General features: G+C 64.0%; 18 protein-coding genes. 10 read left to right on the forward strand and 8 right to left on the reverse strand.

Annotated features, from left to right (window positions below):
* Nucleotides 1-136 precede the first annotated feature (136 nt).
* The 4 genes from uvrA (at nucleotide 137) to B5X73_RS14095 (ending at nucleotide 5,845) form a co-directional block, all read left to right on the forward strand.
* Nucleotides 137-3,127 (forward strand): excinuclease ABC subunit UvrA, encoded by a 2,991-nt coding sequence (gene uvrA / locus B5X73_RS14080; RefSeq protein ID WP_079522227.1) that lies wholly within the window; start codon nucleotides 137-139, stop codon nucleotides 3,125-3,127.
* Complete coding sequence (locus B5X73_RS14085; RefSeq protein ID WP_079522229.1) at nucleotides 3,124-3,549, forward strand: acyl-CoA thioesterase; 426 nt, start codon at nucleotides 3,124-3,126, stop codon at nucleotides 3,547-3,549. Before uvrA ends, B5X73_RS14085 begins: the two co-directional genes overlap by 4 nt.
* Nucleotides 3,550-3,614: 65 nt before the next feature.
* Nucleotides 3,615-5,075: a DUF4139 domain-containing protein gene (locus B5X73_RS14090; RefSeq protein WP_079522231.1), complete on the forward strand. Its 1,461-nt coding sequence runs from the start codon at nucleotides 3,615-3,617 to the stop codon at nucleotides 5,073-5,075.
* Nucleotides 5,076-5,089: 14 nt separating this feature from the next.
* Nucleotides 5,090-5,845: an enoyl-CoA hydratase/isomerase family protein gene (locus B5X73_RS14095; RefSeq protein WP_079522233.1), complete on the forward strand. Its 756-nt coding sequence runs from the start codon at nucleotides 5,090-5,092 to the stop codon at nucleotides 5,843-5,845.
* 86 nt (nucleotides 5,846-5,931) lie between these two features.
* Here the strand turns inward: B5X73_RS14095 and B5X73_RS14100 are convergent, their stop codons facing one another.
* The 3 genes from B5X73_RS14100 to B5X73_RS14110 all read right to left on the reverse strand — a co-directional run bounded on the left by B5X73_RS14100 (nucleotide 5,932) and on the right by B5X73_RS14110 (nucleotide 7,844).
* On the reverse strand, nucleotides 5,932-6,864 hold the full coding sequence (locus B5X73_RS14100; RefSeq protein ID WP_079522235.1) for a Nudix family hydrolase: 933 nt from the start codon (nucleotides 6,862-6,864) through the stop codon (nucleotides 5,932-5,934).
* Complete coding sequence (locus B5X73_RS14105; RefSeq protein WP_079522236.1) at nucleotides 6,864-7,352, reverse strand: dihydrofolate reductase; 489 nt, start codon at nucleotides 7,350-7,352, stop codon at nucleotides 6,864-6,866. The genes B5X73_RS14100 and B5X73_RS14105 overlap by 1 nt, the downstream gene beginning before the upstream one ends.
* A 108-nt stretch (nucleotides 7,353-7,460) precedes the next feature.
* Nucleotides 7,461-7,844 carry a winged helix-turn-helix transcriptional regulator gene (locus tag B5X73_RS14110; protein ID WP_036111412.1) on the reverse strand — a complete coding sequence of 128 codons (384 nt, stop codon included), beginning with the start codon at nucleotides 7,842-7,844 and terminating at the stop codon, nucleotides 7,461-7,463.
* Nucleotides 7,845-7,927: 83 nt separating this feature from the next.
* Here B5X73_RS14110 and B5X73_RS14115 point away from each other — a divergent pair, with 83 nt between their 5' ends.
* Nucleotides 7,928-8,986 carry an SDR family oxidoreductase gene (locus B5X73_RS14115; RefSeq protein ID WP_079522238.1) on the forward strand — a complete coding sequence of 353 codons (1,059 nt, stop codon included), beginning with the start codon at nucleotides 7,928-7,930 and terminating at the stop codon, nucleotides 8,984-8,986.
* A gap of 109 nt (nucleotides 8,987-9,095) precedes the next feature.
* On the opposite strand, the gene B5X73_RS14120 is transcribed toward B5X73_RS14115, so the two are convergent.
* Nucleotides 9,096-9,311 carry a hypervirulence associated TUDOR domain-containing protein gene (locus B5X73_RS14120; RefSeq protein ID WP_079522240.1) on the reverse strand — a complete coding sequence of 72 codons (216 nt, stop codon included), beginning with the start codon at nucleotides 9,309-9,311 and terminating at the stop codon, nucleotides 9,096-9,098.
* Nucleotides 9,312-9,398: 87 nt separating this feature from the next.
* Entirely contained in the window at nucleotides 9,399-11,519 is a 2,121-nt protein-coding gene (locus tag B5X73_RS14125; RefSeq protein WP_254857299.1) for a TonB-dependent receptor, read from the reverse strand.
* A gap of 133 nt (nucleotides 11,520-11,652) precedes the next feature.
* Here B5X73_RS14125 and B5X73_RS14130 point away from each other — a divergent pair, with 133 nt between their 5' ends.
* Complete coding sequence (locus B5X73_RS14130) at nucleotides 11,653-12,561, forward strand: hypothetical protein (RefSeq protein ID WP_176167846.1); 909 nt, start codon at nucleotides 11,653-11,655, stop codon at nucleotides 12,559-12,561.
* A gap of 32 nt (nucleotides 12,562-12,593) precedes the next feature.
* Here the strand turns inward: B5X73_RS14130 and B5X73_RS14135 are convergent, their stop codons facing one another.
* Both B5X73_RS14135 and lgt read right to left on the reverse strand, forming a co-directional pair.
* A complete protein-coding gene (locus tag B5X73_RS14135; RefSeq protein ID WP_079522244.1) occupies nucleotides 12,594-13,388 on the reverse strand; it encodes a thymidylate synthase in 795 nt (264 codons plus the stop codon).
* A gap of 13 nt (nucleotides 13,389-13,401) precedes the next feature.
* Entirely contained in the window at nucleotides 13,402-14,229 is an 828-nt protein-coding gene (gene lgt, locus B5X73_RS14140; protein ID WP_036111397.1) for a prolipoprotein diacylglyceryl transferase, read from the reverse strand.
* Between the two features lie 131 nt (nucleotides 14,230-14,360).
* On the opposite strand from lgt, the gene B5X73_RS14145 reads away from it, so the two are divergent.
* The 4 genes from B5X73_RS14145 (at nucleotide 14,361) to B5X73_RS14160 (ending at nucleotide 23,711) form a co-directional block, all read left to right on the forward strand.
* Nucleotides 14,361-16,310, forward strand: a complete 1,950-nt coding sequence (locus B5X73_RS14145) for an alpha/beta hydrolase family protein (protein WP_079522246.1) — start codon at nucleotides 14,361-14,363, stop codon at nucleotides 16,308-16,310.
* 95 nt (nucleotides 16,311-16,405) lie between these two features.
* A complete protein-coding gene (locus B5X73_RS21530) occupies nucleotides 16,406-19,285 on the forward strand; it encodes a TonB-dependent receptor plug domain-containing protein (protein WP_079522248.1) in 2,880 nt (959 codons plus the stop codon).
* Nucleotides 19,286-19,541: 256 nt separating this feature from the next.
* The gene (locus tag B5X73_RS14155; protein WP_079522249.1) at nucleotides 19,542-22,574 is read left to right on the forward strand and encodes a TonB-dependent receptor; all 3,033 of its coding nucleotides are present in this window, start codon (nucleotides 19,542-19,544) and stop codon (nucleotides 22,572-22,574) included.
* Nucleotides 22,575-22,952: 378 nt separating this feature from the next.
* The gene (locus B5X73_RS14160) at nucleotides 22,953-23,711 is read left to right on the forward strand and encodes a hypothetical protein (RefSeq protein ID WP_079522251.1); all 759 of its coding nucleotides are present in this window, start codon (nucleotides 22,953-22,955) and stop codon (nucleotides 23,709-23,711) included.
* Nucleotides 23,712-24,468: 757 nt separating this feature from the next.
* Here the strand turns inward: B5X73_RS14160 and B5X73_RS14165 are convergent.
* Nucleotides 24,469-26,341 (reverse strand): N-acetylmuramidase family protein (locus B5X73_RS14165; RefSeq protein ID WP_217699778.1); only part of this gene is annotated, 1,873 nt, incomplete at its 5' end.

Below are 26,341 nucleotides of genomic sequence, written 5' to 3' on the forward strand. Positions count from 1 at the left end.
CGCCATCGTGCAGACCCACCTTCGGCAGCCCCGACCCGTTGGGAATAACAAATGTGATGAACCGTCAAAAGTCGACGCCGAATGAAGGCGAAAAACCCTTGGTATAGTCGGGGGCTTCCCCCATTTATGTCGGCACATGGACAGCATACGCATCCGCGGCGCCCGCACGCACAATCTCAAGAACATCGACCTCGACCTGCCCCGTGACAAGCTCATTGTCATCACGGGGCTGTCCGGTTCGGGTAAATCCTCGCTGGCTTTCGACACGATCTATGCCGAAGGCCAGCGTCGCTACGTCGAGTCACTGTCCGCCTATGCGCGGCAGTTCCTCTCGATGATGGAAAAGCCCGACGTGGACACGATCGAAGGCCTCTCTCCGGCCATCTCGATCGAGCAGAAGTCGACCTCCCACAACCCCCGATCCACCGTCGGTACGATCACCGAGGTGTACGACTATCTGCGCCTGCTCTACGCGCGGGTCGGTACGCCCCGCTGCCCGAATCACGGCATTCCGCTGGAGGCCCAGACGGTCAGCCAGATGGTGGACACGGCCATGGCGCTCGATCCCGAGAAGCGCTGGATGTTGCTGGCCCCGGTCATCCGCGAGCGCAAGGGCGAGCATGTGCAGGTCTTCGACCAGTTGCGCGCCCAGGGCTTCGTCCGTGCCCGCGTGGACGGTGAGGTCTACGACCTCGACGCCGTGCCGCCGCTGACGCTGCGTCAGAAGCACACCATCGAAGCCGTGATCGACCGCTTCCGTCCGCGCGACGACATCAAGCAGCGCCTCGCGGAGTCGTTCGAGACCGCCCTGCGCCTGGGCGACGGCATCGTCGTCCTCGTCGACATGGACGACAAGAAAGCCGACGAGCAGCTGTTCTCGTCGCGCTTCTCCTGCCCGATGTGCGACTACTCGCTGCCGGAGCTCGAGCCGCGCCTGTTCTCGTTCAATTCTCCCGTCGGCGCCTGCCCGACCTGCGACGGCCTGGGCGTGACCCAGGTGTTCGACGGCACGCGCGTGGTCGGCCATCCGGAGCTCAGTCTGGCCGGCGGTGCCGTGCGTGGCTGGGACCGCCGCAATGCGCATTACTTCCAGCTGATCGTCTCGCTGGCCAAGCACTACGGCTTCGATCCCGAGACGCCGTGGCGCGAGCTGCCGAAGTCGGTGCAGAACGCCGTACTAAACGGCTCGGGCAAGGAAGTCATTCCGTTCCGCTATATCACCGAGCGTGGCGGCAAGGTCACCCGCGAGCACAAGTTCGAGGGCATCCTGCCGAATCTCGAGCGCCGGTATCGCGAGACCGAGTCCGCCGCCGTCCGCGAGGAACTGGCGCGTTACATCGCCGATCACCCCTGCCCGGATTGCGGCGGCCAGCGTCTGAATCCCTCGGCCCGCAACGTGTTCGTCGCGGACCACGCGATTCCCGAACTGACGTCGCTCGCGATCGACCGTGCGCTGGCCTTCTTCGAAGGGCTCAAGCTGCCCGGCTGGCGCGGCGAGATCGCGGTCAAGATCGTGAAGGAAATCCGCGAGCGGCTGACCTTCCTCAACGACGTCGGCCTCAACTACCTCACGCTCGACCGTCAGGCCGATTCCCTGTCCGGCGGTGAAGCCCAGCGCATCCGACTGGCCAGCCAGATCGGCGCCGGTCTCGTCGGCGTAATGTACGTGCTCGACGAGCCGTCGATCGGCCTGCATCAGCGCGACAACGAACGCCTGCTGGGCACCCTGACCCGCCTGCGCGACCTGGGCAATACCGTGATCGTCGTCGAGCATGACGAGGACGCGATCCGCGCGGCCGACCACCTGCTCGACATCGGCCCCGGCGCCGGCGTGCATGGCGGTCACATCGTCGCCGAAGGCACGCTCGAGCAGGTGCTCGCCAACCCGGCGTCGGTGACGGCGAAGTACCTCACGGGCGAGCGCGGCATCGAAGTCCCTAAGAAGCGCCGCGAAGCGCGCGACGACAAGTGGCTCGAACTCAAGGGCGCGAGCGGCAACAACCTCAAGGACGTGGATGTGCGCATCCCCGTCGGTACGTTTACGTGCGTTACCGGCGTGTCCGGTTCGGGCAAGTCGACGTTGATCAACGACACGCTCTATCGCCTTGCCGCGATGGAACTCAACGGTGCGGGCGAGCAGCCGGCTGCGCACGAGTCCATCGAGGGCCTGGAGCTGTTCGACAAGGTCGTCGATATCGACCAGTCACCGATCGGCCGCACGCCGCGGTCCAACCCGGCGACGTATACCGGGCTGTTCACGCCGCTGCGCGAGCTCTATGCGCAGGTGCCGGAGTCGCGTCAGCGCGGTTACCAGGCGGGCCGTTTCAGCTTCAATGTCCGCGGTGGCCGATGCGAAGCCTGCGAAGGCGACGGCATGATCAAGGTCGAGATGCACTTCCTGCCGGACGTGTATGTGCCCTGCGACGTCTGCCACGGCAAGCGCTACAACCGCGAGACGCTGGAGGTCCTCTACAAGGGCCACACCATCGCCGACGTTCTCGGCATGACGGTGGAAGACGCGTTCAAGCTGTTCGAGAACGTGCCCGTGATCGCGCGCAAGCTCGAAACCCTGCGCGCGGTAGGCCTGGATTACATCAAGCTCGGCCAGAGCGCGACCACGCTCTCCGGCGGCGAAGCGCAGCGCGTCAAACTGTCGAAGGAGCTGTCCAAGCGCGACACGGGCAGCACGCTGTACATCCTCGACGAACCGACCACGGGCCTGCATTTCCACGACATCGAACAGCTGCTCGAGGTGCTGCACAAGCTGGTCGACCACGGCAACACCGTGGTGGTCATCGAGCACAACCTCGACGTGATCAAGACAGCCGACTGGCTGGTCGACCTGGGTCCCGAAGGGGGTGCCGGCGGTGGACGCATCCTGGTCAGCGGCACGCCTGAAACGGTGGCCGCGACGGCGGAGTCGCACACGGGACGGTTCCTGAAGACACACCTCAAACCGGCGCGCGCGACGGCGAAATCAGCTACGGCGAAGCCAGCGGCCGGCAAGGTTCCTGTCGGCAAGGCGCCCGCCAAGGCCGCTGCGAAAACCGCCGCCGCCACGAAAGCACCTGCCAAGACCTCCACGGCAAAGGCCGCCCCGGCCGCGAAAAAGAAGAAACGCGCATGACCACCGAAGCCTCGAACCCGCCCGCACCGACGCCACTCTTCATCACACCGATGGAGGTCCGTTGGCAGGATCTGGACGCGTACAACCACGTCAACAACGCCAACTATCTGGTTTATCTGCAGGAGGCCCGCATCAAGTGGCTGCAGCAGCTCCCGGACACGTGGCACGGCGAGGACGGCGCGCCGGTGATGGCGCACAGCGAACTGAACTACCGCCTGCCGATCGAATGGCCGGCGGACATCCAGATTGAGCTGTACGTCAACCGGATCGGTACCAGTTCCATGACGGTGGGTCACCGGATCGTGACCAGCGACGACGCGACGAAGATCCATTGCGACGGCAGCGTCACCATGGTCTGGATCAATCCGAAGACCGGTCGGCCCGTGCCGATTCCGCAGGCGGTCCGGGATGCCGCGGGGTGATGTAGCAGCCCTGGTTCACTTCTCCCCGGTATGATCCGCGTGGGCAATCATGGAGAGAATGAATCATGTCGCGTCGCATCCTTGTCCTGGCGATCGCCAGTGCTGTCGCCTTCCCCGCCTTCGCCGCGGGTGAGCGCACCTCGCTCACGCTGTACCGCGCCGATGGCGACCAGCTGTTCGCGACCAACGGCGATGCTGTGTCCGCCGACGGCTACGCCGTCGTCCACGAACGTCGCGTCTTCGACCTGAAGGGTGGCACGCAGGATCTCGCCATCGACGGGCTGCCCTCCGCCCTCGACAGCGAAGCGCTTTCCCTGCGCTTCCCCGACAAGGACACCCGCGTGGTCTCGCAGCGCCTGCTCCTGGGTCAGGGCTTCGACGGTGCGGTCGCCGGCCTCGTGGGCCGCAACGTCACTGCCATCGGTGACGGCGGCCAGACCATCGCCAGCGGCGTCCTCGTCCGCGGCGGCGATGCGCTGGTCATCCGCGAAGCCAGCGGACAGGCCAGCCTGATCCGGAACTACGCCGCCCTGCGCGCCGCCGACGCTACCGACTTCGTCCGCGGCTCGACCCTGCAGGTGCGCGTTGCGGGGTCGGCGGCGGGCAGCAGCACCGCCCATCTCGACTACCCTACCTCCGGCCTTGGCTGGCGCGGCGCCTATGTGGCGACGCTGGCACCGGGCGACACCTGCAAGATGACTTTCGACGCCGCCGCCAGCATCGCGAACCGAAGCGGACGCGACTGGAAGGACGTCTCGCTCAAGCTCGTCGCCGGCGACGCCAACCGGGCGAAATCCGCGCCTCAGCCGAAGATGTTCATGGCCCGCGCCGCCGCGGCACCGGCTCCCATGGCCATGAAGGATGCCGCGCCCCAGCAGGCTACGCTCGGCGATCTGCGCACGTACACGCTGCCGGCGGCGGTGGATCTGCCCGATGGCAGTGTCACGCAGACTCCGCTCTACGACAGTCGCACGCTGGCGTGCGAGCGCAAGGCGGTCTACGACACGGGCATACGCTACTACAACTCGCGTCCGCGGATGGAACGAGACATCGGTCAGCCGCCGGAGGGCACGCCGATCGTCTCCACCGTGGGTTTCAAGGCGTTCGATGCGCTGCCGGCCGGGTACGTCCGTGTACTGACCGTCGACCGCGATGGCAACGCCGAATTGCTGGGCGAGGGGCGGCTGGACGACACGCCTAAAAACAAGGATGCAACGATCACGCTCGGCAATGCCTTCGACCTGACGGCAAAGCGCGAACAGACCTCCTTCGCCGCGAGTGACACGGAGCGGCGGATCGACGAGGGCACACGGATCGTCCTGACCAATGCGGGCGATACGAAGCGCACCGTGACTCTGCGCGAGCACCCCGCCCGCTGGCGCGCATGGACGGTCGTCTCGTCGTCTGTCAAGCCGACGAAGAACACGCCCGACGGGCTCGAGTTCGACGTGGACGTGCCGGCGAACGGTTCAGCCACGCTCGATTACACGCTGCGCTACACCTGGTCGCCCGGCGACGTGAAGTAAGAGGAGATACGACGATGCTCGATATTCTTCCGCACGACGGCGGTATCCACGAGATCCGCCTGGCGCGCGCGCCGGTCAATGCGCTCGACACCGGCCTCGTGCAGGCCTTGCACGAGGCCGTCGCCGCCGCGCCCGGCAACGGTGCGCGCGGCATCGTGCTGTCCGGCGCGCAGGGCATCTTTTCGGCGGGCGTCGACGTCCCTTCCCTGCTTCAGCGCGATCGCGCGGGTGTCACCGATTTCTGGAACGCGTTTTTCGCCCTCTGCGGCGCCATCGCGTCCTCGCCGGTGCCGACCGTGGCGGCGATCACCGGCCACAGCCCGGCGGGCGGCGCGGTGCTCGCGCTGTTCTGCGACTACCGGATCATGGCGCATGGCATCTACAAGATCGGTCTGAACGAGGTTCAGGTCGGCCTGTCCGTGCCCGAGCCGATTCAGTTCGCGATGCGGCGCATCGTCGGCACGTATCGTGCGGAGCGCTTGCTGGTATCCGGCACGATGGTGGATGCGGAGGAGGCCCATGCGATCGGCCTGGTGGACGAGCTTTCCGCGGTCGAGCAGGTCGTGCAGCGTGCCGTGATCTGGCTTGGCGAGCTATTGAAGCTGCCGCCGAAGGCGATGCTGCGCACGCGTGCCATTGCGCGGGCGGATCTGCTGGAGGTATGGGGCGACACCACCGATCTGCTCGATCCGGGGTTTATCGACGACTTCTTTGGTGATGAGACGCAGGCGGTGCTGCAGGCCCTCGTGGCTCGGCTGAAATCGAAATAACAGCATCGCGCGCAAGGCGCGCTCCTACCTGTAGGAGCGCGCCTTGCGCGCGATGTGGCTGCGGGCAAGAACGCCCGATGCCGCAATCACAAAAACCCGCGAATCCCCGCTACACCCTGCCCCGCATGCATCCGAGCGTCGGCCACATCATCCGGTCCCAGCCCACCCAAGGCATAAACCGGTAACGAAGCGGCTTCCGCGAGCCGCGCAAACCGCGGCCAGCCCATCGGTTCGGCATCCGGATGACTGCGCGTCGGCAAGACCGGCGACAGCGTCGCGAAGTCGCATCCCAGCCGGGAGGCCAGCGTCAGCTCTTCGGCGTCGTGGCAGGAAGCACCGACGACCTGCCCCAGCGGCAACGGTCGCTCGGGCAGCGAGCGCAACTGGGCGGACGAGAGGTGCACACCCACGCCCGATCCCAGCCGCAGCGCACCCTCGATATCGCGATTGAGCAGCAGCGTGGCGCCGAAGCGGCGCAGATCGTCCTGTATCGATGCAGCCAGCCCGCGCGTCGCCTCGACGGGCTCGTCTGTCAACCGAAGCTGCAACAGCCGCTCTCCGCGCGCCAGGGCGGCATGCAGCGCCGCGGACGCTACGGCCACCGATGCATCCGCCGGTGTGACCGGATAGTGCGCGGGCAACCGGACGGCCGCGAGGACAGGACGATCGGCGGGCGCCAGACGCGCCTCATCCAGCCGATGCGGATCGACCCATTCGATCGCGGAAGCATCCAGCGCCTGCGGCCCACCCGTCCAGGCGTAAACGCGGATCGCTTCCAGCAGCATGTCCCGATCGCCGTAGCGCCAGGGAACGCGGATCAGCGCCTCGAAGGACAGCGGATCCGCCGCGATACCCAGCTCCTCGTCCAGCTCCCGCGCCAGGGCGACAGCGGGCGTTTCGCCGGCTTCCAGCTTGCCGCCGGGAAACTCCCACATACCCGCCAGATGTTTACCCGGCGGACGCTGGGCGATGAGGATCCGTCCGGCGCCATCGACGAGGACGCCGGCGACGACGTGCATCAGACGTTCCTGACGTATTCGACCATGTCGAAGGGGAACGCATGCTCCTTGTCCGCGGCGTGATGCACGCGGGACACTTCAGCCCATTCCTTGAAATCGATGCCCGGGAAGAACACATCGGCGCCGTCCACGGCGGCGTAGACCCAGGTCAGGTACAGCGTGCGCGCGTACGGCAGCGCCTCGCGGAAGACTTCACCGCCACCGATCACCATCAGGCCCGAATGATTGCAGCTGGCCTGGGCCTCCTGCACGGAGCGCACGGTGATCTGGCCCGGGAACGGCGCCTCGCCCTTGCGCGACAGCACGTAATTGACGCGATCGGGCAGCGCCTTGCCGATCGATTCCGCCGTCTTGCGACCCATCAGGACAGCCTTGTCCGTTGTCAGCTTCTTGAAATAGCGCAGGTCGTCGGGGAGGTGCCAGGGAAGGCCTCCCTGCTTGCCGATGGCAAAGTTTTCGTCGAGCGCGGCAACCAGGTGAACAGCCATGGAGCATCCTTCAAAAATGGGGAAACGGCGGGCGACGGCGCCCGTGCGGTGCGAATGGTAGTCCTCCCCGGCGAAGGGGGGAACTAACGCTCGTTTGATTCCGCGAGGCTAACGGCGTCGGGACGTGGCCCGGGGCCGCAGCGCGTCGAGGGCGCCTTCGTTGGCCCGGGCCCAGTCGTAGATCATTTCGATCGGCTCGACCAGCCGCTGGCCAAGCGGCGTCAGCGAATACATCACACTGGGCGGCACGACCGCCTCCTCAACCTCACGGTTGACCAGCCCACTATCGGCCAGCTCGCGCAACGTTTGCGTGAGCATCTTCTTCGAGATGCCGGGCAGGCTGCGCAGCAACACCCCCGAACGTGCGCTGCCGCCGTGCCTTGCGTGCAGCGCATGCAGAATCATGCTGGTCCACTTGGTCGCGAAAAGCTCGAGTACGCGCCGGGGGGCGCAGTCTTCGAGCCACTCACTGTCGGGGGAGCCGGGTTTCATCAGCGGGTTACCTTTTGGTGCCTTCTTGGAAGGGGACATCCGCGCCTTTATGGTGGGGGGACGTCCCTGCATAGAGTAACCCCATGAACCATGCACTCGTCGTCGGCGCCAGCGGCATCATCGGCAGCGCCCTGACCGAACTCCTCGTGGCGAACGGCTGGAAGGTCTCCGCCCTCGCCCGCCGCCCGGGCGCTCGTGACGGTGTCACGCCCATCGCGGCCGACCTGACCGATGCGGACGCGACGCGCGCCGCGCTGGAAGGTGTGACACCCACGCATGTATTCATCGCCACCTGGGCACGTCAGGCCAACGAACTGGAGAACATCCGGGTCAACAGCGCGATGGTCCGACATCTGCTCGACGGACTGCGTCCGGCCGGCAGCGTGAAGCACGTCGCCCTCGTGACCGGCCTGAAGCACTATCTCGGACCGTTCGAGGCCTATGGCAAGGGCGTGCTGCCCGAGACACCGTTCCGTGAGGAACAGGGCCGTCTCGATGTCGACAATTTCTACTACGCCCAGGAAGACGAGGTATTTACCGCCGCGAAGCGGGACGGCTTCCACTGGAGCGTGCACCGTCCGCATACCGTCATCGGCGTCGCCGTCGGCAATGCCATGAACATGGCCACCACGCTTGCCGTGTACGCGTCGATCTGCAAAGCCACCGGTCGTCCGTTCCGCTTTCCGGGATCGGCCGCGCAATGGCAGAGCCTCACCGACATGACCGACGCGCGCCAGCTCGCCCGGCACCTGCTGTGGGCGTCGACGACGCCTGCCGCCGCCGACGAAGCCTTCAACGTGGTCAACGGGGACGTCTTCCGCTGGAGCTGGATGTGGTCGCGGATCGCGGCATGGTTCGGCATCGAGGCGGCGCCGTTCGACGGCACTGTCGTTCCGCTGGAACAACAGATGGAAGCGGATGCGCCGGTCTGGGAGCGCATCGTGGCTGAGCATGGCCTCGCCGAACCGGACATGCATCGTCTCGTGTCCGCGTGGCACAGCGACGCCGACCTGGGTCGTCCCATCGAAGTGGTCACGGATATGTCGAAGAGCCGGCGCATGGGCTTTCTGGACTATCAGCCGACCGACGACGCGTTCTTCGATGCGTTCGCGCGGTTGCGGGCGGAGCGGTTCATTCCCTGAGCCCCGTGTGCGACGGCCCTCAACCTCCCGCGCCGACGGTGGCGATACATCGTCGCATCGCCGCGCGGGAGGATCGTATGACGACAGAAGTAACGTGAGCAGGGCTCGCTCAGGAATCGCGCACCTTCTTCAGCGCGCCCGGTTTATGCGCCGCCTTCGCACCCGTTTTGTCGCTTGCTACCAGGTATTCCGGATTATCGGGCGAGGCGGCGACCTTATGCCCCTTGATGTTCGAGGGGCTGGTCAGTTTGCGAACGATTTTGCCTTTCGTCTTACCCTGAGAGGTGTCCCATTGCACGTTGTCGCCACGCTTGAGAGAAGCCATGCGCCACTCCTGATCGGTTCGGTGCGACAACGATCCCCGCGGCCGTGTGGATTGCGCGTCATCACGCCATGATTTATGCCTGAAACGTCAGAACCGATAGCCCACATTGAACATCGTGCTGCGGTCGTCGCCCAGCGCGACCGCGGCCGCAAGACCGCCGGCGTAATAATGCTTGTCGAAGACGTTCTTCAGCGACAAGGCGAGATGCCAGCGCTGCGCATCCCAGGCGATGCCGGCATCGGCAACGACATAGCCCGGCAGCGTGTACGAGTAGGCGAACCGTGAGCTTTCACCCCGGAAGCCTCCATTGAAGGACCAGGGCGAGCCGGGCGACTGGTACCGCGCGAACAACGTGGCGCTATGACGCGGCACATTGTTGATGCGCTCCCCGTCGGTCGAAGGCACTTCGCCGCCGTCGTCCGTAATCAGCCCCTGCGTATACGCATAGCCACCGTTGAGGCTGAGGCCACCGCCCAGATCGGCCGTGACGCCGAGTTCGGCGCCGCGCGTGCGCTGCTCCCCGATGGCGATGGAATAGCCTTCGTTCACCGGGTCGTCCTGCAGCACATTCTGGCGGCGGAGATCGTATAGCGCCGTCGTCACGAGCATCCGGCCCTGCATCAGATCGAACTTCAGGCCCAGCTCCCACTGCTTGCCTTTCTCAGGAGCGAAGGGCCGAGCCTGCACGTTCGTGCCGGTGTTCGGATAAAACGACGTGGCGTAGCTCAGATACGGATGGACGGACGAGGCCAGGTCATACATCACGGCGAGTGAGCCGGTGTTGGCACTCGCGGGGTCGTTCTCGTGCGTACCGGTGAGATGGTTGTCGGTCGCCGTCCATGTGCGGTCGCGACGCAGACCCGCGATAACGTGCCACGTCTCGCCCACCGTGAGCTGATCACGTGCATACACGCCGACCATGTTGACGTCGGTACGCGTGTCGGTACGCGGTTTCGCCGGGCACACGATCGGGGCACCGTAGACAGGCAGGTAGGCATCGAGGGCGGCGACCGTGCAGGTGCGCGATACAGCGTCCTCGCGAGAGTCCATGTAATCCACGCCCAGAGTGACCTCGTGCGACACATGTGCCGTTTCGAAGGACCGCATCAGACGGGAATCGACCACGAGTGTCCTGCCGCTGTAATGCTGGTCCGTGCCCGTCCGTTTCACCGTGCGCTGGTCGGCGTTCATCGCGCCATTGGCCACGAGCTGGCCATCGAGGGTGAAATCCTGCACGCGCAGGTTGTTGGTCAATGTCCATCCGTCGCTGAAGCGGTGCGTCAACGCGTAGCCGACCCGCGTCTGACGCCCGTCGTAAGGCTCCTGACCGGGCTCGCCCATGAAGGTGTCGCGCGGGATGGCGCCGTACTTATCGGCCTTTATCGAGCCCACGAGCGGAAGCCCCTGCTGCCGGACGTAATGGCGCTCCTGCAGACTCGTCAGAAGCACGAAGTCGGTGTCCTCGCCCAGATCGAGAGACAGCGATGGCGCGATCCATCGATTCCGGAACCACACATGCTGCGTGGCATCGTCGGAGTTCATCGCAAGGCCATTCACGCGCACGGCGCTACGTCCGTTGGCGGACAGTGGCGCTCCGACGTCGAAGCTGGCCTGCCGCAGCCCGTAGCTCCCTGCGGTGACGTCGACGCTGCCAAAGGCATCCGGCTGCGGTCGCCTGCTGACCATGTTCACCACGCCGCCGGGAAGCACGAGGCCATACATCAGCGATGCGGGGCCCTTGAGGACTTCAACCTGTTCGTACCCGAACAGCTGCTCGGCCACGCGATTGGAGGCCGCCGTGCGCAGCCCGTCGACGAACAGGGAGTCCGACGCGGTCTGGCCACGAATGATCAGGTCGTCCCAGCCCCGGCGGCCGAAGTTGTTGCTGACGACACCGGGAACGTTGTGAAGCGCGTCGGCCAGCGTCTGCGCCTGCTGTACGTCGAGCAGTTCGCGCGTGACGACCGTCACCGTACGCGGCGTCTGCTCGATGGTGAGCGACGATTTGTCGATCCCGGGCGGCGATGGGTTGCGAAAGCCCCCTGACTGGCCCACGACGCTCACGGCGGTGAGTTGGGTGGTCGTCTTGTCTGAAGACGTGTCTGGCGTGTCCTCGTCCGGCGCGGCGCTTGCCTGAAACGCCGTGGTGAGGCAAAACGCGCCCAGCAGGAAACGGGCGCGACGGGGCGCCAGGCGGTAACAGGTCACGGCAGTCTCTAAATGCGAATAATTCGCAATAGCATATGTAAACCGTGGCGTCAGGGCAACCGCTGCGGTGCAGCACCGCTACACAGTAACGAGCGGCGTATAAATGCAGGCACCCTTGCCCGAGACATCCACCATGTCGCAGTCGTCCGCACTGTCCCAACGGGGTCAGTTCCGCCAGATGTACATGGGGCTCAAGGCCCAGCATCGCCTCGACAGGATCCCGGTCATCCTGTGCGAGGGAGACTCGTGGTTCGCCACGCCACTGGCCATGAACCTGCTGGACTGGATCGTTTCGCCCGCCCCGGCGGACGCGGCGAATGGCGTACCGCTACTGGGTCAGGGCGGCCTGTTCTTCCGTGTGGAGCGCAGCGGCGATCAGGCCGCACCGCAGACGGCGCATCCAGGGCGCTCGATGTTCACCGAGGACAACGTCAGCGATCTGCTCGGCTGGTTCAGGCACTATGAGTTCGACATGGTGTTGCTCAGTGCGGGCGGCAACGATTTCGTCGACACCTGGCTGCATGCCGCGCTCGCCGGCAAATCGAACCTGAGCGCCAAAGCCGCATACGACGTCGTCGTGCAGACCGGCCGTTTCGAGGAGGTACGCAAGGCCTACGCGTACTTCGTCGGAGCCTTCCACGCCGCACGCCCGAACATTCCGATCCTCGCCCACACCTACGATTACCCGATAAAAATCGGCGTCGAGGCCAGCCTCGGACTGGATATCGGCGCGGCGGGTGTCCTGAAGAAGTCGATCGGACCGTGGATCGGGCCGAACGTCGCCAACGTCATCGTCGGCGGATTACCCGCGTGGCAGCACTTCGCGCGATTGCTGATCGACGGCTTCGTCGAGCGGGTACTGGAGCCGGTGAAACAGGATGCGGCGCTGGGTGGCGCCTTCGACTACGTGGACCTGCGAGGCAACCTGACGGATCCCGCGTTGTGGCACGACGAAATGCATCCGACCGAGGCCGGCTTTCACCGGCTCGCCGGAATCTTCCGCGCCAGGCTGATAGCGAAGCTACCGCCCGCGAAGCGCTAGACCCATGCGGCGACGCGCGATCGGCGAACCGCTCAGACCGCCACAGGCGCCTTGATCGCCGGATGCGGATCGTAATCCGCAATCGCGACGTCCTCGAAGCGGAAGTCGAAGATCGACTTCACCTCCGGGTTCAGCACCAGCTTCGGCAACGCACGCGGTTCGCGCGCCAGCTGCGTCGTCGCCTGCTCCAGATGATTCGAATACAGATGCGCGTCGCCCAGCGTATGCACGAAGTCGCCCACTTCCAGCCCGGTGACCTGGGCGATCATGTGCGTCAGCAACGCATAGCTCGCGATATTGAACGGGATGCCAAGAAAGATATCGCCCGAACGCTGATACAGCTGGCACGACAACTTGCCATTGGCCACGTAGAACTGAAACATCGTGTGGCACGGCATCAGCGCCATATTCGGCAATTCGCCGACGTTCCACGCCGAGACGATCAGCCGGCGCGAGTCCGGATTGCGCTTGATCTCTTCCACGACCCAGGCGATCTGGTCGACCACCTTGCCGTCGGCCGTCGGCCACGCGCGCCACTGGCGCCCGTAGACGGGACCGAGGTCGCCGTTAGCATCCGCCCATTCGTCCCAGATGCGGACGCCGTTGTCCTTCAGGTAACCGATATTGGTATCGCCCTGCAGGAACCAGATCAGCTCGTGGACGATCGACTTGATGTGTAGTTTCTTCGTCGTGACGAGGGGAAAACCCTTCGACAGGTCGTAGCGCATCTGCCAGCCGAACACGCTGCGCGTGCCTGTGCCGGTACGGTCGGATTTCTCGGCGCCGTGGTCGAGGACATGGCGGAGGAGTTCGAGGTAAGGCTGCATGGCGTCGAGGGTATCAGGTGGCTGTCGCCGCCACCGGCGCGACAGGCGCGTACGGTGCGCGGCGCGAGAGCGCCAGCAGCAGGATGCCGAGCGCGATCAGCGGCAGCGAGAGGATCTGGCCCATGGTCACCCAGCCGAAGGCGAGGTAACCCAGCTGTGCGTCCGGTACACGCACGAATTCGATGATGAAGCGGAAGCAACCGTAAAGCAGGCCGAACATGCCGGAGACCGCATAGCGCGGGCGCGGCTTCATCGAGAAGATCCACAGCACCACGAACATCACCACGCCCTCGAGCGCGAATTCGTACAGCGGATTCGGATGCCGCGGCAAGGCGTCGGGCGCATGCGGGAAGATCATGCCGATCGGCAGGTCGGTCGGCTTGCCCCACAACTCACCGTTGATGAAGTTGCCCAGGCGGCCGAGACCCAGTCCCAGCGGCACCAGCGGCGCCACGAAGTCGATCGTGTCGAAGAGCTTGATGCCATTGCGCCGCGACCAGAAAAGACCAGCCAGCACCACGCCGATCAGACCGCCGTGGAACGACATGCCGCCGTCCCAGACCCGGAACAGCGCCACCGGATCGGTCCAGATCCAGTTGATCGGCGTGTAGAACAGCATGTAGCCGACGCGCCCGCCCAGCACCACGCCCATCATCAGATAGAACATGAGGTCGCCCAGGCGCTCCGAGCTGACCGGCAGACGGCCCTGGCGACGGCGGTACTCACCCAGGGACCAGCCACCGAGAAAGCCTCCCAGGTACATCAGGCCGTACCAGTGGACCTGAAGAGGGCCCAGCGAGAGGGCGACGGGATCGAAATTGACGACGAACGGAGTGCTCATGGACGGCCTGGGTCAAACGCAGACGTCAAGTGTACCGCCTTGCCGTACCGGCGCGAATGGGCTATATCCCGGCGCGGGGCATCGTCCGGGGGGATGGTGCCGACATGGATGCATCACCAGGGGAGATTCCGATGAACCACCGTTTCGTGCGGCCGCTGCTGGCCGCGCTTTGCCTCGCCACGACCGCCGCCAGCGCAGCGAATCTGATTCCGGTAGCGGACTTCGCGCGCCGCATGCCGCTGACCGAGCCCAGCCTGTCTCCGGACGGGCAGTATGTCTCGATGGCGTATCACGATCCCGATGGCAAGAATCATGGCCTGGCGATCTATCGCGTGGGCGAGATGGGCAAGCCCGTCACGCTGATCCGCATGCCGCCGTACGAAATGCCCGCCGGCATGATCTGGGCAAGCAACACCCGGCTCGTGGTGGCGCGGGGCAAGGTCGACGGTTCCATCGGCGCCGCCTCGTACACGGGCGAACTGATGGCGATCGACGTCGACGGCAAGAATGCCGACTATCTGTTCGGCTACGAGAATTACGGAAAGCGCGCTGGCACGCGCTCGCTGGATCGCGGCTGGGGCACCATCGAAGGTGCGCCCATCGAAGCGAACGGCCATTTCTACATGCGCGCCACCCTCTGGAACGATCAGGGCCACAGCACGCTCTACGACGTGGACGCGCAATCGAGCGCACGCCGGCTGATGGCCGACATCGGCGACCGCGACATGCGTTTCATGATCGCGCCCGATGGCACGGCACACTACGCCTTCGGCACGGGCGACGACTTCAAATGGACCGTGTACCACCGCGAGGGCACGGGCTGGGCGAAAGTGGCTCGTAACCCGGACCATCACGCGTTCCTGCCCGTCGCATCCGTCGCGAACAGCAGCAACCGCATCTATGCCGAGTACAGCCCCGGTGGCCAGGGCGGTGAATTCGTCGAACAGGACGAGGATGGCGGCAACCTGAAGGTGATCCGCAAGGACGACTTCGGCTGGGTCTCCGCCAATGGCCTGTGGACGCCCGCCCCGCTCCGCCCCTTCGGTACCGTGACCGACACCGGCATCCCGAAGGCCGAATACATCGACCCGCAGGCGCCCATCGCCAAGCTCCATCTGGCCCTGTCGCAGAAATTCCCCGGCAGCTTCGTCAAGTTCGTCGACTTCAGCCGCGATGGCGGCCAGCTGATGTTTGCCGTCGTCAGCGATCGCGAGCCCGGCCGCTACATGCTGATCGACACAAAGACGTACAAGGTCAGCAAGCTGTTCGACGCCAAGCCGTGGATCGATCCCGCGCAGATGGCGGAACGCCGCCCGTTGCGCTTCAAGGCCAGCGACGGCATGGAACTCGAGGCGATCCTCACCTTCCCCAAGGGCCGTCCGGAAGCGAACCTGCCGATGGTCCTGCTGCCCCACGGCGGCCCGCACGGCATCTCGGACGACTGGTATTACGATACGGACGCGCAGTTTCTCGCCAACCGGGGCTACCTCGTCCTGCAGGTCAACTATCGCGGCTCGGGCGGGCGCGGCAGCGACTTCGAAAAAGCCGGCTTCCTGAAGTGGGGCACCCGCATTCAGGAGGACCTGATCGACGGCGTGAAGTGGGCGATCGGCCAGCACTTCGCCGACCCCGCCCGCGTCTGCGTGTTCGGCGCCAGCTTCGGCGGCTATTCGGCCCTGATGACGCCCATACGCGCGCCGGGGGTCTTCAAGTGCGCGGTCGCCTACGACGGCGTCTACGACCTCGACATGATGTACAACAAGGGCGACATCAAAACCGAAAAATCCGGCCGCAGCTACCTCACCACGGTGATCGGCCGCGATCAGGCCGACCTTGCCGCCAATTCGCCGACGCACCTGGCCGACAAGATCGACGTGCCCGTCTTCCTCGTCCACGGCGAAGACGACGAACGCGCGCCTTTCGCCCAGTTCAAGGCCATGAAGGCCGCCCTCGACGCGGCACACAAACCGTATGAAACGCTGACCAAGCCGGACGAGAAGCATGGTTTCGTCAAGCCCGAGAACATCGAGGAGTTCTACAACCGCCTGCAGGCGTTCCTGGCGAAGAACATAGGGTCGTGACTTCCGCCGGTTGCCCCCGTCACGTCGCACGCGTTATCTTCGCGTGATCGTCCGGCCCGAGTGGGGTGTGACGGGGGCTTGGGAGGCTTCAGGGTATGCAAGTGAGTTCCGGGCAGAGGCGCCACGTCGCAGGTCGACACGCGGCGCTCGCCATCGCGCTCGGGGCCTGCCTGCTCGCTCCGGCCGCCAGCGCACAACAAAGCTCGCCGTCCTCGGCGGAACTGCTGGCACCGGTCAATGTGACGGTGACCGGCTCGCGTATCCGCGGTACCGACGTCGAGACCGCGCAACCTGTCTTCACCCTCGACCGCCAGGCCATCCGTGCCACGGGGCTCACCAGCCTCAGCGACATCATCGCCCGGCTGCCCTCGGCGGGCACCCCCGAAGTCACCCCGCAGGACACCCTGTCCTCCAGCGGTGACGCCGGTGGTCGCTATGCAAACCTGCGCAACCTCGGCGCCGTGCGCACCCTGGTGCTCGTCAACGGCCGGCGCTGGACGACCAGCCTCGGTGGCCTCACCGACATCTCCACCATCCCGGTGTCGATCGTCGAGCGCATCGAAGTGCTCAAGGACGGCGCGTCGTCGATCTACGGGTCCGACGCGATCGGTGGCGTGGTCAACATCATCACCACGGACCGCTTCGAAGGCGCCACGGCCGACGTGCAGTACGGCGTCAACGGTCATGGCGACGGCGCGCAGAAGAACGGCACCTTCACCTGGGGCAAGAGCACGCAGAACGCTTCGATCATCCTCGGCGCCAGCTACGAAGACGGCGACGATCTCAGAGATGTCAAGCGTTCGCTCACCGCCTCGCCGGACGGCCCCCGCCATGCCGACAGCGGCTTCGGCATGGGTCCCTATGGAGGCGTGATCGACCCGCGTTCGCCCGGCACCGCGTATGTGATCAACCACGCCGGCGGCGTGGTCGGCGATACCGCGAACCTGGCCAACTACCATCCGTACGACGTCGACAGCAATGCGGACAAATACGCCACCACGCGCGACATGACGTTCCGGGCCGGCAGCAAGTTGCGCAACCTGTTCGGCACGGGTCGCTACAACCTCACCGACGACATCACCCTGCGCGGCATGGCCAGCTACGGCGTGCGCGACACGCATTGGCAGGCTGCGGGCTATCCGCTGGAAAGCGGCTCGGGACGCGGCGACCCGCTGGTGATCGACGCGAACAACGCCTATAACCCGTTTCCGGGCTACGACACGTCTTTCTTTCGCCGCCTGACGGAAATTCCCCGGATCACCTGGGCGAAAAGCAAGACGATGCACCTGGACGGTGGCGCCGAAGGCACGTTCCAATGGGGTGAGCACACCTGGAACTGGGACGTGACCTATGCCTATTCCGAAGCGCGTGCCAGCCGGACCACCAGCGGCAACATCGACCTCGACCATGCGCGCAAGGCACTCGGCGCGACGACGACGGTGGATGGTCGGCTCGCCTGCGCGGACGCCGCCGATCGCGCGGCCGGCTGCGTGCCCTGGAACATTCTGGCGGGGCCCGGCGGCACGCCGGACGCCGCATGGAACTACGTGACCTCCACCGGCACGTCACAGCAGACCACGCGCACCAACGACGTCATCGCCAACCTCACCGGTGGCGTGCTCGACCTTCCGGCAGGCACGCTGCGTGTCGCGGGCGGCATCGAGCACCGCAACGAGACCGGCCGGTACACGCCCTACCCCGCCGACTCCGCGGGACTGACCACGCAACTGGCCAGCGCTCCCACGGCGGGCGGCTACATCGCCAACGAAGCCTACGTCGAACTCGACGTACCGCTGCTCGCCGACCTGCCGCTTGCCCATGAGCTGGCGGTCAACGTGTCGTCGCGCTACTCGCATTACTCCGCGTTCGGCGGTCGGACCAACGACAAGTACAGCTTCCGCTGGAAGCCGTTCGACGATCTCCTGCTGCGCGGGACGTATGCGGAAGGATTCCGTGCGCCGACGGTGGCCGATCTCTACGCCGGCACCAGCGAGAGCTTCGAGAGCTTCCTCGATCCGTGCGACAGCGCGTACGGTGCCGCCGCGGGCAACGCCGCCGTCGCCGCGCGTTGTGTCGCCTCGGGCGTCCCGGCCAGCTATCGCCAGACCGATCAGTCGGGCGCGCAGATCAACTCGGCGACCGGCGGGCAGAACCCGAACGCGTTCAGCGCTGGCGCCAATGCCGCGCTCAAGCCCGAGTCGTCGATCACCCGCACCGCCGGACTGGTCTACAGCCCCAGCCAGATCGACGGTCTGGATGTCACGCTCGATTACTACAAGGTCGACATCGAGGACGTCATCACCCCGATCCTGGCCGGTGACATCCTCAATTTCTGCTACGTCGGTAACGACCCGGCGTACTGCGGCCGCTTCACGAGGGCGACGAACGGGACCATCACCTCGCTCGACGAAAGCCTGGCCAACCTCGGCTCGCTGCGCACGGAAGGCTACGATCTGGGCCTGCATTACCGGTTCCCCGTCACCCACTTCGGCGAATTCGCCCTGCTTTCGGACAGCACCTATCTGAAGGACTACACGCAGGTCAGCAGCCCCGGCGCCGCGCCGCGGCACCTCGCCGGGTACATGGATGGGGTGCAGGGCCTTTACCGTGTGCGTTCCAACCTGTCGCTGGACTGGTCGCTGAAGCGCTTCGGCGCCACGTGGACGGTGCGATATTTCTCCGGACTCAACGACAGTTGCTGGTCGGCCGATGTCGAGTGCAATCGCCCCGAGAAGGTCAACGCACTAACGGGCGCCACCGGAATCAGCCATAAGGGCGGCGTCGCGTTCCACGATGCGCAGCTACGCTGGCAGGCACCGTGGAATGGCAGTTTCCGCGTCGGCATCAACAACGTTTTTGCCCGCAAGGGACCGTTGTTCTACAACGTCTCCGCGGCCGGCGGCGGCAGCCCGCCGTACAACCCGGCATACGATGTCGACCGTTATTTCTACGTGGGTTACCAGCAGCGGTTCTGAGCCACTCGCAAGATCCACCGCATTTCGAACGATCCAATCCCATCCGTAATTTCGGATAGGAATCGTTCTCAAATCCTTGCGGTCATATGACAGCCGCGTTATGTTCCCGTTACGTCGCATAGCGCCCAGGGTCGGCGCGACGTGAGTGTCCCCACACTCCAGGCCCTTCGATACCCCCATCAACGAGTGCCGTCAGCGGCGCTTCTACAAGCTGTTCAGCCTTGCCGCAAAGCAGGGCCAGGGAGAGTTTTACCTCATGAAAAGCAACACCCTGTTCGCGCGCTCCGGCGTGCTGAAGCGCACGGCGCTTGTCTCGGCGCTCGGCGCCTGCCTGCTGGCCGGTTCGGCCCACGCGCAGAGCACCGTCGGCGACATCTACGGCAGCGCCGCGGCCTCGCAGACCATCCAGATCCAGAACCTCGGCTCCGGCGCCTCGCGCACCGTGGTCGTGGGCGAAGACGGCCGCTATCGCGCGTCGTCGCTGCCGATCGGCAGCTACCGTATCAACGTGCAGCAGAACGGCCAGACCGTTTCGACGCGCGACATCAACGTCGTCGCCGGCCAGTCCGCGCAGGTGAACTTCAACGCGCCGTCGGCCGACACCAGCGCCGCCGCGCTGGACACGGTCACCGTGTCCGCTAACGCCCTGTCGGCCATCGACGTGGCCTCGGTCGAGTCGCGCACCAGCTTCACGGCCGACCAGCTGAACTCGCTGCCGGTCCCGCGCAACGTCGTCGACGTGGCCGCGCTGACCCCGGGCACCGTCAAGGGCGACTCCGCGTTCGGCAACCTGCCGTCGTTCGGCGGCGCCTCGGTCGCCGAGAACAGCTACTACGTCAACGGCTTCAACGTCACCAACCTGTACAACAACCTGTCGTTCTCGGAAGTGCCGTTCCAGGCCATCCAGCAGCTCGACGTGCAGACCGGTGGCTACGGCGCGCAGTACGGCTTCTCGACCGGCGGCGTCACCTCGGTGATCACCAAGCGTGGCACCAACGAGTGGAAGGGCGGCGCCAGCTGGGTGTACACCCCGGCATTCGGCCGCGAGCAGCAGCCGACCACGTACACCAAGGACGGTGCGCTGTATCGCACGTACCAGAAGAACAGCGACAACGACAACGTCTACTCGGCATGGCTGGGCGGCGCGCTGATCAAGGACAAGCTGTTCTTCTACGGCATTTTCCAGTCGCATCGCGAGACGGAAACCAATTACCAGGCGACCACCTCGACCAAGCCGGCCGAGCGCAACACGTACAGCGATCCGTTCTATCTGATCAAGATGGACTGGAACATCAATGATTCGAACATCCTCGAGTGGACGGGGATGAACAACACGAAGCACACGACGAACCAGTACTACAACCAGGCCATCGGTGACGACGGCAAGCCGTCCACCACGGATTTCCTCGGTCGTCGCAACGTCAAGACCGGCGGTGCCGTCAACGTCTTCAAGTACACCAGCTACCTCACCGACGACCTGACGCTGTCCGCGCAGTGGGGCAAGATGAAGAGCAAGAACTCTTCGGACTATGTCAGCGCCGACGGCACCCGCACCACGTATGACGGCAACATCAACGGCGCCAACACCGGCTGCCCGTACGTCATCGACCGTCGCACGAGCACGGCCAGCGGCGTGACCGATCCGTACGCGTCGTGCTACCTGTCCAGCACCATCGACCGGTTCAACGGCGAAGACCAGCGCACGGCCTACCGCGTCGACCTCGACTGGAAGATCGGCGACCACGACCTCTCCGGCGGTTTCTCGCGCGAGAAGTGGAAGTCCGACTCCGGCCAGAGCTACGCGGGCGGCGCGCTGTACTACTACCGCACCGACACCGCCGGCAACCTCGGCCCGGCCGGTAACGACTACGTCTCGGTGTACAACTACCGCACCGGCGGCTCCGTCGCGATCGACCAGAAGTCCTGGTTCCTGCAGGACAACTGGCAGGTGAGCGACAAGGTCCTCGCGTACATCGGCGTGCGCAACGACTCGTTCAACAACAAGAACGGCGCCGGCGAGAACTTCGTCCGTCAGGGCAACATCTGGCAGCCGCGCCTCGGCTTCTCGTGGGACGTCTTCGGCGATTCGACCACCAAGGTGTTCGGTACCGCCGGTCGCTACTCGCTGCCGATCGCCGCCAACGTCGCCCTGCGCGCCGCTACCGCCTCGTACTACACCTCGCAGCCGTTCGCTTATTCGGGCGTCGACAGCGTGACGGGTGTGCCGACCCTGGGTGCCGCCCTCGGCCCGCAGCAGATCGTCAACGGCGAGAACGGCAGCACGCCGGACCCGCGCTCGGTCGCCACGAAGGACCTGAAGCCGTACTCGCAGGATGAGTACATCCTCGGCTTTCAGCACCGCGTCACCAGCGACAACGACTTCTTCAACGACTGGGTGGTCGGCGCGAAGGCGACGTGGCGCAAGCTCAACAACGCGATCGACGACACGTGCGACTGGCGTCCGTTCTACGCGTACGGTCAGTCGCTCGGCCTGAACATGGACGCCAACGGCGACCAGTTCACCCCGCCGTCGACGATGCCGGGCTGCTTCATCTACAACCCGGGCAGCAAGGTCTCCGTGGACGTCGATCTCGACGGCAGCGGCCAGCTGCGTAACGTCACGCTCCCGGGCACGGCGTTCGGCACGAAGGCAAAGCGCACGTACGAGTCGGTGACCCTGTCGGCCGAGAAGGCGTCGGACAAGTGGTACGTCAACGCGTCGTACACCTGGTCGAAGAACCGTGGCAACACCGAAGGTCTGGTGAACTCGGACAACGGCCAGATGGACACGGGCACGACCAGCGCGTTCGATTACCCGGAACTGATGACCGGCGCCACCGGTTACCTGCCGAACGATCGTCGCCACAGCTTCAAGATCTACGGCGGCTACAAGATCACCCCGGAATGGTCGGTGGGCGTGAACGGTCTGCTCGAGTCGGGTCGTCCGACCAGCTGCTTCGGCGGCGGCGACGAAACCGTCGGCGGCATCCCGGGCTACAACTCCGAGTTCTTCTACTGCGAAGGCAAGATCTCGGGCCGCGGCCGCGCCAAGCGTCTGCCCTGGACCTGGACGCTCAGCCCGAACGTCGTCTACACCCCGGCCGCGGCCAAGGGTCTGACGGTTCAGCTGGACATGATCAACCTGCTCAACAACGACAAGCCGACGGCGATCAACGAGATCGGCGAGAGCGCGGGTCAGACGTTCTACTCGTCGACCTATCGTGTGCCGAGCTACTACCAGACGCCGCGTTACTTCCGTCTGATGGTGCAGTACGACTTTAGCCTGTAAGGGTTGGGTTGCGTCGCCGCTTCGGTGACGCGTTATGAAGAAGGGCCGTCCGGTTGGGCGGCCCTTTTTTTGTGGTCTGGCGGGCTCGGCTTCGCCGTCGCTTTTGCCTCTGCACGCTGTAGCGAGGGAGCCGTCGGCTGCCATGCCTGTCGCTAGGTCCTCCTACGGCCTTCGCCTTCGTGCGGAAACGCTCCAGGCACGGCAGCCGACGGCTCCCTTCGGACGGTGCTTTGCATTGAGGGGCGAGCAAGTGGCTGCGCTCCGGGTCGAATCGGATCGCAAGTTTGCCCAACACCTCGCCACGTGATCTACCTATTTTTGCTAGCTTGTGCCCGTCGCCCTGCGTGTAGACGGGCATGGAAAAAGGAGGGGCACTGGATGAACTTCAATACGACAATCGCGGCTGCACTGGCGCTTGGCACGTTCGGTGTCGCTGCAAGCGCTTCGGCGCAACAAGCTGGCAAGGATGACGTCGCCAAGCTCGTCAAGTCCGTGATGGACGCGACCTACGGTCAAAACTACGACGCGAAGAACGCTTGCTGGGCCTTTACCTGGAAGGATGACCAGGGCGAATCGGCCGACTACTGCATGCGGCCCGGCACGCCACAGATCGTCGAGGGCCCTCCTGGAAAAACCCTGTACCTGAACACGTTCAGCGCGACCAATATTCGCGGCGACGCCCGGTACGGTTACAGCCAGGTCGAGCCCGGGCTGATGGGTGCCTTCAAGATTAAAGTTGGTGGCAAGCAGGGATGGATCTACGAGGCAAATGACAGCGGCACGGATTACGGCAGCGCCGGTGATTGTGGGTGCACGCGGGCGCGACTGATCAAGCTGAGCAACTCGGGTGATTACGGCTGGCTCTTCACTAGCGGGGGCACCTGGCAAGGCGTAACTGTGGCGGATTACAGCATCATTGCCGCCATCAAAGGCCGCATAACAGACATCAGCAAGATTCCGCAGGTGACCGAAAAGGCGCAAGGCGTCAAATACGACATCAGCGTGAAGGAAGACGCGGCTGCTAAAGGCTTTTTCCCGCTGCACGTCGTGAAGACCTTTGCGAACGGCAAAACCGAAGCATTCGATGTCGCCTTCGATACCACGAAATCCATATACGCCCTGCCCCCCGGTCGCTGACAGACCACAACGCGCACCAAGCCTGAAGCTTCCGTTTTGACGCCGGCTGTATACACACACAGACGCACCTTGCCGAACTCAGCCATCTGAGGGCCTCGCTTGAACTATTCGCGCTCGATAAGCCCTTTTCATTTGGCCGCTGCTTCACGAAGGCATGGTTCGCAGATGGGCTCCCCCGTGGCAACGGGCTTGATATCGTCGGACGTCGGCGTGGCTTTGGATGGCTCTTCTTTTGCATAGCTACATCGCATAACCCGCATCTTTTCGATCAATGTAGCTGCAACCTACAATCATGCCTGGGTCACACGAGACGCCCGTTTGGTCTCGAAGACCCTTGTCGACGATGTCCCTTACACAGCGAAGATGCAGATTCTTACTCTCCTTCTTGAGCGATCCTACGAATAGGTGATACGTCGGCCTTTCATCATTTTCATCCCGCTCACGCACCAACCTGTAACGGTAGTCGCCGTTCGTGAATCCAAGCTCAAAATACGAGGATAGTCGCTGCTGAAGCTCGGAGTAGAAAAACGGGCCATTCTTTGATATTTGCCCTGAGAACTCCATCTCAACAAGCGGAAACTTGCCATAGCGATAAGTAAGCGATTCATTTGTAGTTCCGACACTCTTGCAAAGCGATGCCTTTTTCTCGTTCTGCAGTCCACACGAGAATATTTCCGCTTCGTCTGTGCGACAGAAATTGTCGCCAGCATGCGCAACATGCATAACGTGCAAACCTAAAAGTAGCGTGGGAATCAGTTTATTTTTTCGCTTTGATGGCGTCATACGCCCTTGACATTCGTACGTCATAATCGTCGTAATACCTGCCATTGTATTGTCTTGCAATAGCGACCCAATCCTTCCTTCGGATAGCATCTAATAGAAGGGGATTTTGCTTCATGAACGACACAGCAGCCCGCAGATGACTTGATTCACTTCTGCTCAATGCCCCAACAAACGCAGTGACTGCATCGTGTCCGCACGCCAGGTGATTAAAACCCATCAACTGGAATCGACCCCATGATGCTGACATTAGGGCAGCGTCCGGCGCTAATGCGTATGCCCTCATGAGTCGCGCGTATTGTCCCGAACTAGGTCCATAGCGCATCCTTTTCGGCGACTCGTGCTCGCCATCCGCTAGTTGCTTCACGTATCTTGCAGCGTCACTTATCTCCGGATCGATCCGGTCATAGGACCCGCCTGTTAGCTTATGAAAGATGTGTCGCTCGTAGAGTATGGTCGGAACTATGTCGTCGTCCGCAGCTAGTGATCTACCTGGTAAGAAGAAGGAGCCGGTTTCGCCGGTCTCGACTTTGGCGATTGCCTGAATGACTTCCGGTTCGCACGCGAGAAACTCCGCCGCATCAATAAAGTCTTGATTGGAGAGCTCGCTGCCGACGCACATTTCTAGAAATGGTAAAACGACCTTTTCGCCATTGATCGTTATTTGGGGGTAGCGACTGATGGGCTTCGAAAAATTATCAACCCACCCAAACGGATGTATGTGGTGCACTGTCGCGTCCGAGGGAAACCCCGCCAGCTTCCCCGCCACCTCATTCCACCAACCACTCTTCTCCTGCCGCTCCATATCCACATGCCAATCGGCATTCATGTACGGGTTCAACTGCGTCCATCGATCGATACCACTGCTCCACTGACTCTCGAAGCGTACGATCTGACGGCTGACGCGATGAGCGATCCACGGACGTTGCTGAGCCTCGCCGATATCCGACGAGACAACCGACCCTTTGCGCGTCCCGACCAGACCGATGATCTGCTCCAGGTTCGTGATGAAGTTGCTGGCGCCGAGTGCCGTCATCACCGGTTCAAACTCCTCCCGGTGTTCGTCGAGCACGTCGCCCATCAGGCAAACGTTTCGCTGAAGTGCGGCCATCGGCTCGAACATCGTCGCGTCCGTAATATGGAATCCGGGCCACGCGTGCGGGCTCTCCCAGCGCGTCCCCGGGTGATCTTTTGAACACACCCAGCCCAGTAAGCATGAGTTCTCCTCGTCACCGACCTCGATCTGCCACCAATGGGAGCCATCGATGTCGATGAAGCGGCGCGAAGCGTCCAGGCTGTTCAACTGGCCACGGTTACACGAAAGCTGGAAACCCACGGTAAGCGTGGCGTCGTCCTTACTGAGGGGCGGCGCGTCCCAGATGGCCATATTGGCATTGGCCGGCCGATCCCGGAGTGCCCAGCGCGGCGCGGTATCCCCGTCGGGTATCAGGATCTCGCGCTGGGTGTACAGCGCTTTTTTCGCCTGGCTCAATCGATCGTAGTGAGCGCTGCCGATGCAGTCGGTGCCGTCCGCTTTTGTGTAGCCTCGGATCATCGCATCGCGCGGAACTGCGGAATGCACCGGCACCCGTTCGATGCGATGAATGGAGCCGTAAACGAAGCTCCCCGTCGTCGATACGCCGGCCGGGGGAACCAGGACATAACCCGGGGTAAGCGTCATCTCGGCAGCTCGCGGACCCCGACACAGCTTCGCACCCTTTTCGACAATCAACATGGGCTTCTCGGCTTCGGGAAGCGCCGCCACTCGCCGTCGTGCTTCAGCCAGATAATCAGGGAATTCCGCACCGGCAAAGACCTCGATCGCCACACGCGCTTTCAGGCGAGGCACC

It is taken from the genome of Luteibacter sp. 22Crub2.1 (assembly GCF_900167995.1).
Lineage (GTDB): Bacteria > Pseudomonadota > Gammaproteobacteria > Xanthomonadales > Rhodanobacteraceae > Luteibacter > Luteibacter mycovicinus.